We start from the raw sequence: 16,012 nt of genomic DNA, 5'->3' as shown, positions 1-16,012 counted from the left end.
GGCCCCTGATGTCCCGCGTGCGGGGTGCGGGAGTCCGCGCGACCTGCGGCGACACGGTGGGCGGCGCCGGTGGCCGGTGTCCGGCCGTCGCGTGGCCGAACGTAGCCGACCGCCTCTAGGAGCACAAGTTGACGCGCGCGCCCCACGGGTCACATGAGCCCCGCACCTCCCACCCGGCGGCGGTCACACCTTGGCGTCCGACCACTGGACGCGCGACCCGAACACCACCCGCAGCGCGCGCTGCGCCTCCGCCAGGTCAGTGCAGGGCGGCTTGCCGCCGATCCGGACGTGCCCCTCGTGGACGGTGCCGTCGTCCTCGGTGCGGCGGACGAGGAGGCGGACGGCCCACCGGTCCTTCTTGGCCCAGAACGTCGCCTGGAGGACGGCGTCCCGGTCCAGGAGCCAGCTTCCGTCGCGTTCGAGCAGCTCACGGGGTGTGCTGTCGAGGAGCCGCCCGATCCGCTCCCGGACCGGCAGGGCGGACACGCCGCCGCGCATCGCCTCCGTCGTCGAGATCCGCACGAACAGCACGCCGACGTCCAGGACGAGCGCGTCGTAGAAGGCGCCGCCCTCCTCGACCCCGTACAGGACGCCGACGAGGTCCACGGCGGCTCGGCCGGGCGGTTCGGGGCGGTAGGCGGGGTCCACTCCCCATTCGCCGAGCCAGGCGCGGAGCACCGGGACCTGCGCGGGGCCGAACCCGTCGGGGACGACGGCCTCCAGGTCGATCACGGTGCCGTCCGGGCCGGTGAGCGTGACGGGGTCGCCCGCCCAGGAGAACCGCGCGGCGACCCGTCCGGACGCCTGGAGCGCGGAGGAGACGAGCGCGCGCAGGTGGCCGACGAGCGCCTCGGGCCGGTCGCGGGTGCCGCCGGACAGGTCCCGGCCCAGCGCCGGGCCCGCGCCGCGCTCCAGGTCGGCGAGGACCGTCCCGAGCGTCGCGGAGGGCGTGCCCCCGGCGCGTTCGGCGGCGGCGAGCAGGTCCAGCGCGGCCTCGTCGGCCTGGAGCCGGGCGGTGCGGGCGGCGAGGTCGTCCCAGCCGAGCGCGGTGGCACCGCCGCCGAACATCGCGGCGCCGAGCCGTTCGCCGAGGGCGGCGGGGTCGGCGAGGAGAGCGGTCGCGGGACGGTCGTCGGGGATGAGCCCGGCGGGTTCGGGGCAGGCGGCGATCGCGGTGAGCCGTTCGGCGAGGGTCGGGTGCGAGTCGTAAGGGTCGCGCCGCTCCGGCTCGTCCAGCACTCGGCGCAGTTCGGCGCGGCGGGACGGTTCGGCGAGCAGCGACCGGAACCCGCCGAGCAGGTCGGCGGGGACCAGGCCGTAGCGGGTGCCGGGCGCGGCGAGGCGGTCCAGGAAGAAGTCCCAGGCGGCGGCGGTCACGCGGACGGACCGGAGCGCGGCCGCGGCGGCCTCCCGTCCCGACAGCTCGACCATGTACCGGTCGGCCTCGATCTCCTGGGTGCGCCGCACCGCCTGCGACACCCGGAAGTAGAGCTTCGCGTAGCCCGTGAAGACCCGCTCCAGCACGGCGCCGATCCCGGCGCCGCCCTCCAGCGCGCCGAGCGTGCGCTCCAGCGCGACCGAGCCCCGGTAGGTGATGCCGCCGAGCCGGGTGTGCCGCCCGCCGTAGTGGCCGAGCTCGTGCCCGAGGACGGCGCGGAGCTGCGCGACCGTGAGCGCCTCGACCAGCGGCACACCGATGATCATGTGGCGGCGGCGGGCGGTGAGGCCGAACCAGCGGGTCTCCTCGCTCACCGCGGCGTTCACGTCCGGGACGAACCGGACCTCGTCGGGCGGGCGGGTGCCGATCCGCCCGGCCAGCTCGTCGATCGCGGCCCACAGCGCGGGCTCCTCGGCGCGTCCGGCGGGCAGGCCGCCGGGCGGCTCGGGGCGGTGCCGCGCCGCCTTGACCAGCGCGCCGAGCAGCGGCACCGACACCACGAGCATGCCCAGACCGATCTTGATCGTGGCGAGGCCGGGGGCGCGGACCATCAGGTAGACCGCCAGTCCGGCGACCGCGAACACGGCGAAGGTGAGCAGGTAGTAGCCCGCGAGCAGGGCGATGGCCACAACGGCCCGTAAGGTGGTTTTCACAGGGGGTTCTCATCGCTACCGGGTCCCGCGAGGCGGAACGATCTTCGGGGTGCCGAAATCGTAGCGGGACGGAACGCGCGAAACCCCTGCTTTTCCGGCGCCCGCCTCAGGCGCGGCCGGACCGCCTCAGGCGCAGCCGGACCAGGGCGCGGACTCGTCCAGCGCCTCGAACCGCTGGGTGAGGCTGAACCAGTTGCCCGAGTCGTCGCGGAAGATGGCCTCGATCCCGTAGGGGCGGCGTTCGGGCCGCTGCACGAACGTGACGCCCTTCGCCGACAGCTCCTCGTAGGCGGCCCGGCAGTCGCCGGTGGTGAACGCCCCCGCGCCGAGGACGCCCTTGGCGAGCAGCGCCTTGAACTGCTCGGCGGAGGCGGGGTCCATCGACGGCGGGCCGGGGACCATCAGCGCGATCCTCAGGTCGGGCTGGTCCTTGGCGCCGACGGTGACCCAGCGCATCCCGCCCTCGCCGAGGGTCCGGTCGTCGCGGACCTCCAGTCCGAGCTTGCCGGTGAAGAACTCCAGGGCCGAGTCCTGGTCGAGCACCCAGACGGTGGCCAGGCCGAGCGCGGTGATCATGTGCGTGCTCCCTTCGCGGACGTGATCGGGGAGGTTCCCCGGCTGGTCACGCTAGGTCCCGCGGCGACGGCCGGACTTCTTCAAAATTGCTACCGGCCCCTCCGGAAACCGCTATCCGGCCCGGAAGCCGCCCGCCCAGAACATGACGAAGCAGCCGGGCACGGGATCGGGCACGGTGCGGCGGGCGCCCGCGCGGAACTGCGTGGGCGTCATCCCCTCCATCTGCTTGAACCGGGTGCAGAACGTGCCGAGGCTGCTGAACCCGACCCGCATGCAGATCTCGGTGACGGTCAGGTCGGCCGAGCGGAGCAGGTCCTTGGAGCGCTCGATGCGGCGCCGGGCGAGGTAGCGGCCGGGCGTCTCCCCGTAGACGGCGCGGAACAGCCGGACGAAGTGGTAGGGCGAGTACCCGGCGCGCGCGGCGACGGCGGCGACGTCGAGGGGCTCGGCCCAGTCGCGGTCCATGGCGTCCTTGGCCAGCCGCAGCTGGCGCAGTACCGCGATGTCCGGCCCGTCCCCCATCCCCCGATGTTCGCACAGCGAACGGCCGGGCGCCCCGCGTCGGGGCGCCCGGCCGGTCTCCACGAACAGGCGGTCAGGCGAGGGGTCGCGCCGTCGGCGGGATCGGGTACGGCAGTGCCGTCTCCCCGCTGAGGTGGACGTCGACGCCGTGCGCGGCGGCGCGGCCCTCGGCGATCGCCCAGACGATCAGCGACTGGCCGCGGCCCATGTCGCCGGCGGCGAACACGCCGTCCACCGACGTCCGGTAGTCGGCGTCGCGGACGACGTTGCCGCGCTGGTCCAGCTCGACGCCGAGCTGGTCGAGCAGCCCCTCGCGCTGCGGGCCGAGGAAGCCCATCGCGAGCGTGACCAGCTCGGCCGGGATCTCCCGCTCGGTGCCCTCGATCGGCTTGAACCCGGTCTGCGGGCCGCCGACCTCGACGAGCCGCAGCCCGCGCACGTTGCCGTCGGCGTCGCCCACGAACTCCGTCGTGGACACCGCGTACACGCGGTCGCCGCCGAGCCCGGCGAGCTCCTCGTGGGCGCTCTCCATCTTGAACAGCATCGGGTAGGTCGGCCACGGCTGGGCGTCGGGCCGGGCCTCCGGCGGCCTCGGCATGATCTCCAGCTGGGTCACCGACGCGGCGCCCTGCCGGATCGCGGTGCCGACGCAGTCGGCCCCGGTGTCGCCGCCGCCGATCACCACGACGTGCTTGCCCTTGGCGGAGATCGGCGACTCGGCGAAGTCGCCCTCCTGCGCCCGGTTGGACGGCGGCAGGTACTCCATCGCCTGGTGGACGCCGTTCAGCTCCCGTCCGGGGACGGACAGGTCGCGCCAGACGGTGGCGCCGCCCGCGAGGACGACGGCGTCGTGGGACGCGCGCAGCTCGTCCGCGGTCACGTCCACGCCGACGTCCACCGACGTCCGGAACACGGTGCCCTCGGCGCGCATCTGCGCGAGCCGGCGGTCCAGGTGCCGCTTCTCCATCTTGAACTCGGGGATGCCGTAGCGCAGCAGGCCGCCGATCCGGTCGGCGCGCTCGTACACCGTGACGTCGTGCCCGGCGCGGGTGAGCTGCTGCGCGGCGGCGAGCCCGGCGGGCCCGGAGCCGACGACCGCGACCTTCTTACCGGTCTTCACCGCGGGCGGGCGCGGCCGCACCCAGCCCTCGGCGAACGCCCGGTCGATGATCTCGACCTCGACCCGCTTGATCGTCACCGGGTCCTGGTTGATGCCGAGGACGCAGGCGCTCTCGCACGGGGCGGGGCACAGCCTCCCGGTGAACTCCGGGAAGTTGTTGGTGGCGTGCAGCCGCTCGACCGCCTCGTGCCAGTCCTTGCGGTAGACGAGGTCGTTCCACTCGGGGATGAGGTTGCCGAGCGGGCAGCCCTGGTGGCAGAACGGGATGCCGCAGTCCATGCAGCGGCTCGCCTGCCGCTCCAGCCGGTCGGTGCCGAAGTCCTCGTAGACCTCCGACCAGCTCCGGATGCGGACGTCGACCGGGCGGCGCTTCGGCAGCTCCCGCCCCGCGGTCAGGAAACCCTTCGGGTCGGCCATGTGCGGATCCCCCTCTCAGCTCTGCGCGGCGGCCATGACCGCCTCGTCGACGTCGCGTCCCTCGGCCTCGGCCCGGGCCATCGCGTCCAGGACGCGCCGGTAGTCACGCGGCATGATCTTGGTGAAGCGGAGCGCGGCGGTGTCCCAGTCGGCGAGCAGCCGCGCCGCGACCCGCGAGCCGGTCTCGGTGAGGTGCCGCGCCGTCAGCGTCCGGACGAACTCCAGGTCGGCCTCGTCGAGCGGCTCCAGGTCGACCATCTCGCCGTTGACCCGCTCGGGCACGAGGTCCAGGACGTAGGCGATCCCGCCGGACATGCCCGCCGCGAGGTTGCGCCCCGTCCGGCCGAGGATGACCGCGCGGCCGCCGGTCATGTACTCGCAGGCGTGGTCGCCGACGCCCTCGACGACGGCGGTCGCGCCGGAGTTGCGGACGCAGAACCGCTCGCCGACGACGCCCCGCGCGAACAGCTCGCCCGAGGTCGCGCCGTACAGGATGACGTTGCCGCCGATGATCTGCTCCTCGGCCGCGAACGCCGAGCCCGGGTGCGGGCGCAGCGTCAGCCGCCCGCCCGACAGGCCCTTCCCGACGTAGTCGTTGGCGTCGCCGACGAGCCGCAGCGTGATTCCGCGCGGCACGAACGCGCCGAAGGAGTTGCCCGCCGAGCCGGTGAAGGTGACGTCGATGGTGTCGTCGGGCAGCCCGCCGCCGCCCCAGGTGCGGGTCACCTCGTGGCCGAGCATCGTCCCGACCGTCCGGTTGACGTTGCGGATCGGCAGCTCCAGCCGCACCGGGTCGCCGAACGAGATCGCGCCCTCGGCGAGCTGGATCAGCGTGTTGTCCAGGGCCTTCTCCAGCCCGTGGTCCTGCTCGGCGACGCGGTGCAGCGCCGCGCCCGGCGCCCGCACGGGCGCGTGCAGGATCGGGGCGAGGTCGAGCCCGGCCGCCTTCCAGTGCTCGACGGCCTCCTGCGTGTCGAGCATCTCGACGCGCCCGACCGCCTCCTCCAGCGTCCGGAACCCGAGCGCCGCGAGGTACTCGCGGACCTCCTCGGCGACGAACTCGAAGAAGTTGACGACGAACTCCGGCTTCCCGGCGAACCGCTCGCGCAGGACGGGGTTCTGCGTCGCGACGCCGACCGGGCAGGTGTCGAGGTGGCAGACCCGCATCATCACGCAGCCCGACACCACGAGCGGCGCGGTCGCGAAGCCGAACTCCTCGGCGCCGAGCAGCGCCGCGACGACGACGTCCCGGCCGGTCTTCATCTGTCCGTCGGCCTGCACGACGATCCGGTCGCGCAGCCCGTTCAGCAGCAGCGTCTGCTGGGTCTCGGCGAGGCCGAGCTCCCACGGCGCGCCCGCGTGCTTGAGCGAGGTCAGCGGCGAGGCGCCGGTGCCGCCGTCGTGCCCGGAGATCAGCACCACGTCGGCGTGCGCCTTGGACACCCCGGCCGCGACCGTCCCGACCCCGACCTCGGAGACGAGCTTGACGTGCACCCGCGCCGCCGGGTTCGCGTTCTTCAGGTCGTGGATGAGCTGCGCGAGGTCCTCGATCGAGTAGATGTCGTGGTGCGGCGGCGGCGAGATCAGCCCGACGCCCGGCGTGGAGTGCCGGGTCTTGGCGATCCACGGGTAGACCTTGTGGCCGGGCAGCTGGCCGCCCTCGCCGGGCTTGGCGCCCTGCGCCATCTTGATCTGGATGTCGTCGGCGTTGGTGAGGTACTCGGAGGTGACGCCGAACCGGCCGGAGGCGACCTGCTTGATCGCGCTGCGGCGCAGGTCGCCGTTCTCGTCCGGGACGAAGCGGGACGGGTCCTCCCCGCCCTCGCCGGTGTTGGACTTGCCGCCGAGCCGGTTCATCGCGATCGCGAGGGTCTCGTGCGCCTCGGCGGAGATCGAGCCGTAGGACATCGCGCCGGTGGAGAACCGCTTGACGATCTCCGAGACCGGCTCGACCTCCTCGATCGGCACCGGCGGCCGCTCGCCGTCGCGGAGCCGGAACAGGCCCCGCAGCGTCATCAGCCGCCCGGCCTGCGAGTCGACCTTGGAGGTGTACTCCTTGAAGATCTCGTAGCGGCGGGTGCGGGTCGCGTGCTGGAGCTTGAACACCGTCTCGGGATCGAACAGGTGCGGCTCGCCCTCGCGGCGCCACTGGTACTCGCCGCCGACCTCCAGCGTGCGGTGCGCGGGCTCGTTGCCGCCCGCCGGGTAGGCGCGGCGGTGCCGCTCGGCGACCTCGCGGGCGAGCACGTCGAAGCCGACGCCGCCGAGCCGGGACGTGGTGCCGGTGAAGCAGCGCGCCACGACGTCCGCGCCGAGCCCGATCGCCTCGAAGATCTGCGCGCCGGTGTAGGACGCGACCGTGGACACGCCCATCTTCGACATGACCTTCAGGACGCCCTTGCCGTAGGCCTTCACGAGGTTGCGGACGGCCCGTCCGGGCGCCACGCCCTCGATCGCGCCGCCGCGCACGAGGTCCTCGACGGTCTCGATGGCCAAATACGGGTTGATCGCGGACGCGCCGTACCCGATGAGCAGCGCCATGTGGTGGCACTCGCGGGCCTCGCCGGTCTCGACCACGAGGCCGACCCGGGTGCGGGTCTTCTCCCGGATCAGGTGGTGGTGGACGGCGCCGGTGAGCAGCAGCGACGGGATCGCGGCGCGGGCGGAGTCGGCGCCGCGGTCCGAGAGCACGATGATCCGCGCGCCGGCCTCGATGGCCCGGCTGACCTCGGAGCTGATCTCCGCCAGGCGCGCCTCCAGCGCCGCTCCCCCGCCGGCGACGTCGTACAGGCCGTGCACGACGTGGGCGTGCAGGTGCGGCAGCGACCCCTCGTCGTCGATGTGGATGATCTTGGAGAGCTCGTCGTTGTCGAGGATCGGGGTCGGCAGCACGAGCCGCCGGCACGAGTCCGGGCCCGGCTCCAGCAGGTTGCCCTCCGGCCCGAGCGTCGACTGGAGCGAGGTGACGAGCTCCTCGCGGATCGCGTCCAGCGGCGGGTTCGTGACCTGCGCGAACAGCTGCTTGAAGTAGTCGAACAGCAGTCGCGGCCGCTGCGAGAGCACGGCGACCGGGGTGTCGGTGCCCATCGACCCGATGGGCTCCGCGCCCGTCCGCGCCATCGGCGAGAGGATGACGCGCTGCTCCTCGAGCGTGTAGCCGAACGTCTGCTGCCGCTTGACGAGCGTCTCGTGCGTCGGGATCTCCCGCTCGCGCTGCGGCAGCTCCTCGAACCGGACCAGGCCCTCGTGCAGCCACCGCCCGTAGGGGTGCTCGGCGGCCAGCTCCGCCTTGACCTCGTCGTCCTCGACGATCCGGCCCGCCTCGGTGTCGATCAGGAAGATCTTGCCGGGCTGGAGGCGGCCCTTGCGGACGACCTTGGCGGACGGGATGTCCAGCACCCCGGCCTCGCTCGACAGCACGACCAGGCCGTCGTCGGTCACCCAGTAGCGGCCGGGACGCAGGCCGTTGCGGTCCAGGACGGCGCCCGCGAGCGTCCCGTCGGTGAAGCTGACGCTGGCCGGGCCGTCCCACGCCTCCATGAGCGTCGAGTGGAACTCGTAGAACGCGCGGCGCTCGGCGTCCATCTCGGCGTGGTTCTCCCACGCCTCGGGGATCATCATCAGCACCGCGTGCGGCAGCGACCGGCCGCCCAGGTGCAGCAGCTCCAGGCACTCGTCGAAGGAGGCGGTGTCGCTCGCCTCGATGTCGATCACCGGGAAGATCCGGGACAGGTCGCCGGGGATCAGGTCGGAGGCGAGCAGCGCCTCGCGGGCCCGCATCCAGTTCCGGTTGCCGCGCACCGTGTTGATCTCGCCGTTGTGGGCGATGAACCGGTACGGGTGGGCCAGCTCCCACGCGGGGAAGGTGTTGGTCGAGAACCGCGAGTGGACCAGCGCGATCGCGCTGGTGAACCGGGGGTCGGACAGGTCGGGGAAGAACGGCTGGAGCTGCGGGGTGGTCAGCATCCCCTTGTAGACCATCGTCCGGCTGGACAGGCTCGGGAAGTACACCGGCGCGTCCTGCTCGGCGCGCTCGCGCATGCAGAAGACGGCACGGTCCAGTTCCAGGCCCGCCTTGCCCTCGTGCGGGCCGCCGGGGGCGGGCGCGACGAAGAGCTGGGCGAAGTGCGGCATGACGCGGCGCGCGGCGGGGCCGGTGTACTCGGGGTCGTAGGGCAGCTCGCGCCAGCCGAGGACCGCGAGGCCCTCCTCCGCGCAGAGCGCCTCCACCCGCGCGACGGCGGCCGCGCGCTCGTCGGCGCCGGTGGGCAGGAACGCCATGCCCGCGGCGTACCGGCCGGGCTCGGGCAGCGCGAAGCCGCAGACCTCGCGCAGGAACGCGTCGGGGATCTGGACGAGGATGCCGACGCCGTCGCCGTCGTCGGGCTCGGCGCCGACGGCCCCGCGGTGGTCCAGGTTCCGCAGGACGGTCAGGGCGTTCTGGACGATGTCGTGGCTCTTGCGTCCGTGCAGGTCGGCGACGATGCCGACGCCGCATGCGTCGTGCTCGTTCGCCGGGTCGTAGAGCCCCTGGGAATGGGGGCGGCCCGGTGGTGTGAGGGCAGCAGAAGCCATCGACCCTCCCGTCGTCGTCGTGTCGGTTCACTGCTTCGATGTCAGTGCAGACCGGGACGACGTTGGCCCTGCTGCGGTGAGATGACATTACAGCACTGCCGGGATCATGCCCGACTACACCGGATCGCGAAACTTCTCCGCGCTCATCGGCTGTGCGACATCTCTGAGTGGTTTAGACCAGGATAGCCGGACGGGCCCGCGGGACAGGGCATCTGACCTCGGTGAAAATCATCACCGGGGCGAGATGTTTACCGGCGGAGGCCAGAGAGTTGCCGAGGAGCGTGCCGCCGGGGGCCGGGTCAGTGGGCGGCGCGTGCCGCGCGGCCGAGGACCGCCGGGGCCTTGCCGCCCTCGATCAGCAGCGACAGCAGCGTCTCGTCGCGCTCGTCGCCGCCGCCGTCCAGCCGCTGCGCCCAGGACACGACCGCGAAGTGGCCCATCGCGAGGCCCCGCGCCATCCCGAAGCCCCGCCCGAACGAGGCGAGCGGCCCGGTCGCCTCCAGCGGCCGGACGAAACCGCCGCCGCGGGTGCGGTCGAGCAGCCCCACGAAGCGGTCCGCGTCGGCGGATCCGGCCAGGTTGAACACCGCGACGGCCATGGCGTAGCCGCGCCCGCCCTGGCCGGTGCTCGCGTACAGGCCGCGCGCCGCCTGCGTGCAGCCGCCGCGCCGCAGATCGGCGGCGACCGTGGCGCCCCAGACTGCGGCGGCGCAGTCGCCGTCCAGCCGTTTGGCGCGCAGAGTCATTTTCACATCACTGTCAGGTACCGAAATTGTGGCTGCTGAGGACGGAAACGCCTCCCCGGCCGTCAGGGGCCTCGTGTCGGACGTACGCGCGGCGATGCCCGCGTAGGCGGCGGAGGTGGGCGAGCTGGAGTAGGACGTCGGCGAGGACCCGCTCCCGGCGGGCCGGCCGATGATCGCGGCGGGCGCGCGGCTCGCGACCGGGTCGTCGCCGCCGCGCAGCAGCAGCACCGCGCCCAGCCCGACGATCACGACGGCGCCGAGCGCGCCGGCGGCACCGAAGTAGGCGCGGGCCCCGAACGCGGCGCGCGGACGCCCGGCCTGTCCGGGGGCGTCGCCGGGGACGTCGCTCCGCCGGGGGGTGCGGGAGCCCCCGCGTCCGGCCGGGCGTTTCCGGCCCTTGGCGGGTCGCCGCGGCTCCCGCGGCTCCCGTGTCACCTCGGCGTACGCGGGCTCCTGGTAGGCCGGGTCCTGACCCTGGTAGGCCCCGTCGTAGGACGCCTCGTAGCCGGCGGGGTCCTGGTAGGGGACCTCGGGACGGGCGGCCTCGGGGCGCGAGGCGGGACGGGGCCGCCGGGCGGGGCGTCCCTGCCCGGCGCCACGGGACGGGGCGGACCGGCCGGACGTCCGGCGCGGGGCCGCCCGCCCCCGGCCGGAACGGCTCGCGGGGGCTCGGCGGGGACCGCCCTTGCGGCGGCCCGGGTCATCGGCATCCACGACGGCGCAGACTACAACCCGCGGGGACGTGCCGGGCGAGGCCGCGCCGGCGGGCGCCGCCGGGTCACGGCCGCTTCCCGCCGCCGGTCCCGCCTCCGGCCAGGTCGAGGCGTCCCCACACGAAGTCGGCGGGCTTCTCGATCACCAGGCTCACGTCGATCATCTCGTTGAGCGAGGCGGGCTGGACGCCGCCGGCCCGCTCCACCCACGTGATCACGGCGTAGTGGCCGTAGGTCTTGGCGTAGGCGGCGCTGAACCCGGCGCCGAACGCGGGGACGCCGGGCGGGTTCAGCGGCCGCACCCAGCCCGCGCCGGTGGCCCGGTCGAGGTCGCGCTGGATCTGCTTCACGCCCTCCTCGTCCGCCATGTTGATCGCGATGAACTGGCCCACGTACTTCTTGTCGGAGCTGACGTAGGCGCCGCGCACGATCTGCGAGCAGCCGAGCTTGGCGAGGTCGCCCTGGAGCCGTGCGCCCCAGGTGGCGCTCTTGCAGTCGGAGGTCACGTCGGAGGCGCCCAGCGTGAACGAGTACTTGCCCGAGGTGAGGCTCTTGGCGTCGCCGCCGAGCGCCTCGCCCTCGCCGACCGGGCGCTTGTCGGCCTGGCGCTTGGCGATCGCGGTGAAGCCCTCGCCGCTGAAGTCGGGCGTGTAGGCGGTCGGCAGGACGTCGCGCGGCGCCTTGCCGCCGTCCCCGCCGCCACCGCCGAACAGCAGCACGGCGGCGATCGCGACCACCACCGCGACCAGCGCGGCGGCCCCGCCGTACAGGAGCTTCCGGTTCGGCGGCTTGCGGCCGGGCTTGTCTGCGGGCCAGAAGTCCCGCCCGCCCTCGCCGGGGGCCTGCTGCGGGGAACCTGTGTCACGAGCCTCGATCACGCCCCGGAGCTTAGCGGTCCGGACCGCCTCCGCGTGGCCAAAAGGGCGTTTCCTCCGGGTTCCTTGGCGCGGTCCCGCGGGCTAGAGGCCGTTGGCGCCGATCAGCGCGCCGACCCCGTAGGTGATCGCGGCCGCGGCGGCGCCGAACGCGAGCTGCCGCAGCCCCCCGTACCACCAGGCGCGGGACGTCACCCGCGACACCAGCGCCCCCGCGCCGAACAGCCCGAGCGCCGCGATCACGGCGGCGGGCCACAGCGACGAGGCGCCCAGCAGGTAGGGCAGCACCGGCAGCAGCGCGCCCACCGCGAACGACAGGAACGACGAACCGGCCGCCAGCACCGGCGAGGGCAGGTCGCCCGGGGACACCCCGAGCTCCTCCCTCGTGTGGACCTCCAGCGCCTCGTCCGGGTCGCGCATCAGCTGCCGCGCGACCTCGGCGGCCGTCGCGGGGTCGACGCCGCGCCCCTCGAAGACCTCCGCCAGCTCGCGCTCCTCGGCCGCCGGGTGCCGGGCCAGCTCCAGCCGCTCGACCTCGATCTCGGCCTGCGCGAGCTCGCTCTGGGACGCGACGGAGATGTACTCCCCCGCCGCCATCGAGAACGCGCCCGCCGCGAGCCCGGCCAGCCCCGCCAGCAGCACGACCTTCTGGCTGCCCTGCCCGCCCGCCATGCCCGCGATCAGCGCGAAGTTCGACACCAGCCCGTCCATCGCGCCGAACACCGCCGGGCGCAGCCAGCCGCCGTTGACGTCGCGGTGCTGGTGGTGGATCTCCGGGGTGGGCCTGCCGGTCCGCTCACTGGTCACCTCGCCCGCGGCCCCCCTCGCGTCTACTTCCCGTCTTTGACGGGCTCTCCCTTCGCCGCGTCGTCCCCTGCCGCGGCGGCGCCGTCGCCGCCATTGTCCCCGGCTTTGCCGTCCGCGTCATCGGCGGGGTCCTGCTCGGCGGCGTCCTTCTCGGCCTCGGGTTCGTCCTGGCCCTCGTCCTCGGCCTCGGCTTCCGCCTCGGTCTCCTCCTTGGACGGCTCGTCCGCGGGCTCCTCCGGCCCCTCCGCCTCGGCCGCCTCCGTCGGCTCCGCCGCCTCGGGCTCCTCCGGTTCCTCGGCGGGCCGCTCCTCCTTCGCCTCGGGTTCCGGCTCAGGCTCTCCCCCGGCCTCCGGACCGGTGCCGGACGGGACGTCCGCGGGCTCCTGGCCGACGGCCTCCGCGCCGGTGCGGCCGCGCGCCAGGTAGAGGTAGGCGACGGCGCCGGCGAAGACGACGATCGAGGTCCAGTCGTTCAGCCGCATGCCGAGGAAGTGGTGCGCGTCGTCGATGCGCAGTGCCTCGATCCAGAACCGGCCGACGGTGTAGGCCGCGACATAGAGGAAGAACGCGCGCCCGTGCGTGAGCTTGAACTTCCGGTCGGCCCAGATCACGAGGACCGCGACGCCGACGCACCACAGGAACTCGTACAGGAACGTCGGGTGGTAGGTCGCCTGGTCGACGTACTTCGGGTCGAGCGGGGCGAGGCCGCCGTCCGACAGCCGGGGCCGCTGCTCCCGGTCGATCTTGAGGGCCCAGAAGGTGTCGAGCGGCCGCCCGTACAGCTCCTGGTTCCAGTAGTTGCCCCAGCGTCCGATCGCCTGCCCGAGCGCGATCCCGGGGGCGACCGCGTCGCCGAGCGCCAGCACCGAGATACCCCGGCGGCGGCAGCCGATGACCGCGCCGAGCGCGCCGAGGACGACGGCGCCCCAGATGCCGAGGCCGCCCTTCCAGATCTCCAGCGCGTGGGCGGGCTCGCCGTTCTCCCCGAAGTAGCGCTGGTAGTCGGTGATCACGTGGTAGAGCCGCCCGCCGACCAGGCCGAACGGGACGGCCCACACCGCCACGTCCACGATCACGCCGGGGGCGCCGCCCTTGGCGGCCCAGCGCCGCTCGCCGAGCCAGACCGCCACGATGATGCCGATGATGATCATGATCGCGTAGGCGCGGATCGGGACGGGCCCGAGGTGCCAGACACCCTGGGACGGGCTCGGGATGGAGGCGAGCGGCTGCATGGGCGTGAACGTTACCGCGTCGCGGCGTTTCCCGGGGCATTCCCGCCATGCGGGGCCGGGGCGTCCGGGCGGGCCGCGGCGACGGCCTCGCGCAGCGCGTCCGGCGACCCGAGCAGGTCGTCGCCGGCCTTCCTGCCGTCCAGCGCGAGGTACGGGGTGGAGTTGACGCCTGCCCTGCCCGCCTGGGCCGAGGACCGGTCGACCGCCTCCATCATCCGCTGCCCGGTCACGCAGTCGGCGAACTCGGGCCCGGTCACGCCGACCTGCGCCCCCAGCTTGATCAGCTCGGGGTTGGTGAACCCGATCTCGCCCTCGGCGGGCTGGTTCGCGTAGAGCGCGTCGTGGAACCTCACCCACCGGTCGGCGGGCGCGCACAGCGCGGCGTTCGCGGCGCGCCGCGAGTTGGACATGAGCGGGTCCTGCTGGAAGAGCTGGAACGGCCGGTAGACGACCTTGGCCCGGCCCTGCGCCGCGAGCTCCTTGAGCGTCCCGCCCTGGCGCTCCTCCAGCGCCAGGCACGCGGGGCACTGGAAGTCCTCGTACAGCTCCAGGACGGGCCCGGTCACGCCGGGCCGCGCCATCGCGATCGACCCGTCCGGCTGCCGGACGGCCGGCGCCAGCGCCCCGTTGTACTCCCCGACCCGCCCGCCGGCGTCGTCCCGCGCGACCACCACCACGACGAGGGCCACCGCCGTCGCCGTGACGGCCAGCGCCCCGAGGACGACCACCAGCGCCCGGCGCCGCCGTCCCGCCGCATAGGCGTTCGCCCGCTCGTCCACGTGCCGGTGGCGCGCGGACTCCTCCTGTTCGGCCATGCTCATCGATCCCCCGATCGGCCCGTCAGATGCTTGCTGAGCAGCGTACGAGCGCGGGGCCGGACGAACGCGCGCGCCGCGCCGTTCCCGATGGAACGACGCGGCGCGCCTGCCGCCGAACGCGAGGGCCTGCCGGGGCCGGGGTCAGCCGGTGGCGGTCACTTGCCGCCGCCCGCCTGCGCGATGGCCGCCTTCAGCTCGTCGGTGTTCATGAGCTGGCTCTGGAGGTCGAGCTGCTTGCCGTCCAGGAAGACCGTCGGGGTGCCCTCGACCTTGCGGGTCTCCAGGGCGTACTTGGTCATCTGGTCGACCTGCGCCTTCTTCTGCTCGTCCCGGACGCACTTCTCGAAGTTCGGGTCGGTGACGCCGACGTCCTTGCCCCACTTGACGAGGTCGTCCGGCGCGAAGCCCTTGGAGCCCTCGTTGGGCTGGAACTTGAACAGCGCGTCGTGGTAGGAGACCCACTTGTCGGCGGGTACGCACAGCGCCGCCTCGGCCGACCGCAGCGAGTTGATCTTGACCGGGTCCTTCATCTGGCCGAACAGGTGGAAGGGCCGGTAGACGACCTTGACCTTGCCCTCGGCCGCGAGCTGCTGGACGGTCTCGCCGCTCTTCTCCTCGAACTGCTTGCAGATCGGGCACTGGAAGTCCTCGAAGATCTCCAGGACCGGCTTGGTCACGCCCGCCTTGGCCATCACGATCGAGCCGTCGGCGTCGCGGCTGAGCGGGGCGAGCGCGCCCTCGTGGACCTTCGCGGTGCCGTTCTTGTCGCGCTGGTCCATGATGACGACCACCGCCACGACGACCACGGCCACCGCGACCACGGCCCCGACGACGATCGCGAGCAGCCGCCGCTGCTTCTGCCGCGCCGCCTGCCGCTTGCGCTCGGCGGCCAGCTTCTCGCGCGCGGACCGCTCTCGTGCGGCCTTGCTCATGGGTAGTTCTCCTAGGGATGGGGGCCGCGACTGCCGCGCGGCGCGGGTCCCGGCGAGACTAGTCGACCTGACCGATCCGCCGGAATTCGTCGAACAGGACGAGCAGGAACAGCAGGACGGTGATCGCGTGCACGCCGGTGCACCACAGGCAGATCTTGTGCAGGACCGCCAGTTCCACTGTGACCAGGTAGACGACCATCAGCACGCCCGTGCAGACGGCCAGGAGCCGTCCCCAGCGGAGCGGCGGCCACGTCGAGCGCAGCGCCCAGGGGGTGATCAGCGCGGCGAACCCGACGAAGGAGGCCAGCCCGAGCAGCGGCATGGGGATGCCGATCAGCTTGGAGTACTTGCTGGTGGTGACGGCGTGGCAGTCCACGGTGCCCGAGGCCGAGCAGGCCAGCGCGCCCTCGTGGTAGTGCGAGATCGTCAGGTACACCGAGATCCCCAGCCCGGCCAGGGTGAGCGCCCAGGCCGTGCCCTGGAACCACAGCGGCCGGGGCGGCTCGCTCGCCGCACCGGCCCGTTCCCGGGCCGTCATCTCTCGCGTCATCGTGATCCTTCCAGGACCGCCTCGCTGCTCCGGCGAAC

The 16,012-nt window shown here is 73.6% G+C and carries 12 protein-coding genes; all 12 read right to left on the bottom strand.

All coding sequences use genetic code 11. The features are described from left to right. Positions 1 to 183: 183 nt before the first annotated feature. Entirely contained in the window at positions 184 to 2,091 is a 1,908-nt protein-coding gene (locus K2F47_RS07880; RefSeq protein WP_242902093.1) for a M48 family metallopeptidase, read from the bottom strand. A gap of 126 nt (positions 2,092 to 2,217) precedes the next feature. Next, complete coding sequence (locus tag K2F47_RS07875; RefSeq protein ID WP_242902092.1) at positions 2,218 to 2,667, bottom strand: VOC family protein; 450 nt, start codon at positions 2,665 to 2,667, stop codon at positions 2,218 to 2,220. Positions 2,668 to 2,778: 111 nt separating this feature from the next. After that, positions 2,779 to 3,189, bottom strand: a complete 411-nt coding sequence (locus K2F47_RS07870; protein WP_242902091.1) for a helix-turn-helix transcriptional regulator — start codon at positions 3,187 to 3,189, stop codon at positions 2,779 to 2,781. Positions 3,190 to 3,262: 73 nt separating this feature from the next. Then, positions 3,263 to 4,726, bottom strand: coding sequence for a glutamate synthase subunit beta (locus tag K2F47_RS07865; protein WP_242902090.1), 1,464 nt, complete (start codon positions 4,724 to 4,726; stop codon positions 3,263 to 3,265). A 15-nt stretch (positions 4,727 to 4,741) separates the two neighbouring features. Next, positions 4,742 to 9,301, bottom strand: a complete 4,560-nt coding sequence (gene gltB / locus K2F47_RS07860) for a glutamate synthase large subunit (RefSeq protein ID WP_242902089.1) — start codon at positions 9,299 to 9,301, stop codon at positions 4,742 to 4,744. Between the two features lie 299 nt (positions 9,302 to 9,600). After that, the gene (locus K2F47_RS07855) at positions 9,601 to 10,761 is read right to left on the bottom strand and encodes a chromosomal replication initiator protein DnaA (RefSeq protein ID WP_242902088.1); all 1,161 of its coding nucleotides are present in this window, start codon (positions 10,759 to 10,761) and stop codon (positions 9,601 to 9,603) included. A gap of 64 nt (positions 10,762 to 10,825) precedes the next feature. Further along, entirely contained in the window at positions 10,826 to 11,638 is an 813-nt protein-coding gene (locus K2F47_RS07850; RefSeq protein WP_242902087.1) for a hypothetical protein, read from the bottom strand. Between the two features lie 81 nt (positions 11,639 to 11,719). Beyond that, positions 11,720 to 12,442: a VIT1/CCC1 transporter family protein gene (locus K2F47_RS07845; RefSeq protein ID WP_242902086.1), complete on the bottom strand. Its 723-nt coding sequence runs from the start codon at positions 12,440 to 12,442 to the stop codon at positions 11,720 to 11,722. Positions 12,443 to 12,465: 23 nt separating this feature from the next. Next, positions 12,466 to 13,674 (bottom strand): prolipoprotein diacylglyceryl transferase, encoded by a 1,209-nt coding sequence (lgt, locus tag K2F47_RS07840; RefSeq protein ID WP_242902085.1) that lies wholly within the window; start codon positions 13,672 to 13,674, stop codon positions 12,466 to 12,468. A gap of 11 nt (positions 13,675 to 13,685) precedes the next feature. Continuing rightward, positions 13,686 to 14,489 carry a DsbA family protein gene (locus K2F47_RS07835; protein ID WP_242902084.1) on the bottom strand — a complete coding sequence of 268 codons (804 nt, stop codon included), beginning with the start codon at positions 14,487 to 14,489 and terminating at the stop codon, positions 13,686 to 13,688. A gap of 158 nt (positions 14,490 to 14,647) precedes the next feature. Beyond that, a complete protein-coding gene (locus K2F47_RS07830; RefSeq protein ID WP_242902083.1) occupies positions 14,648 to 15,424 on the bottom strand; it encodes a DsbA family protein in 777 nt (258 codons plus the stop codon). Positions 15,425 to 15,482: 58 nt separating this feature from the next. Further along, on the bottom strand, positions 15,483 to 15,974 hold the full coding sequence (locus K2F47_RS07825) for a vitamin K epoxide reductase family protein (RefSeq protein WP_242902082.1): 492 nt from the start codon (positions 15,972 to 15,974) through the stop codon (positions 15,483 to 15,485). Positions 15,975 to 16,012: the final 38 nt, after the last annotated feature.

Origin of the sequence: Actinomadura terrae, assembly GCF_022751215.1 — a bacterium.
Classification (GTDB): Bacteria; Actinomycetota; Actinomycetes; order Streptosporangiales; family Streptosporangiaceae; genus Spirillospora; species Spirillospora terrae.
This window is presented reverse-complemented; position numbering and strand designations above follow the sequence as displayed.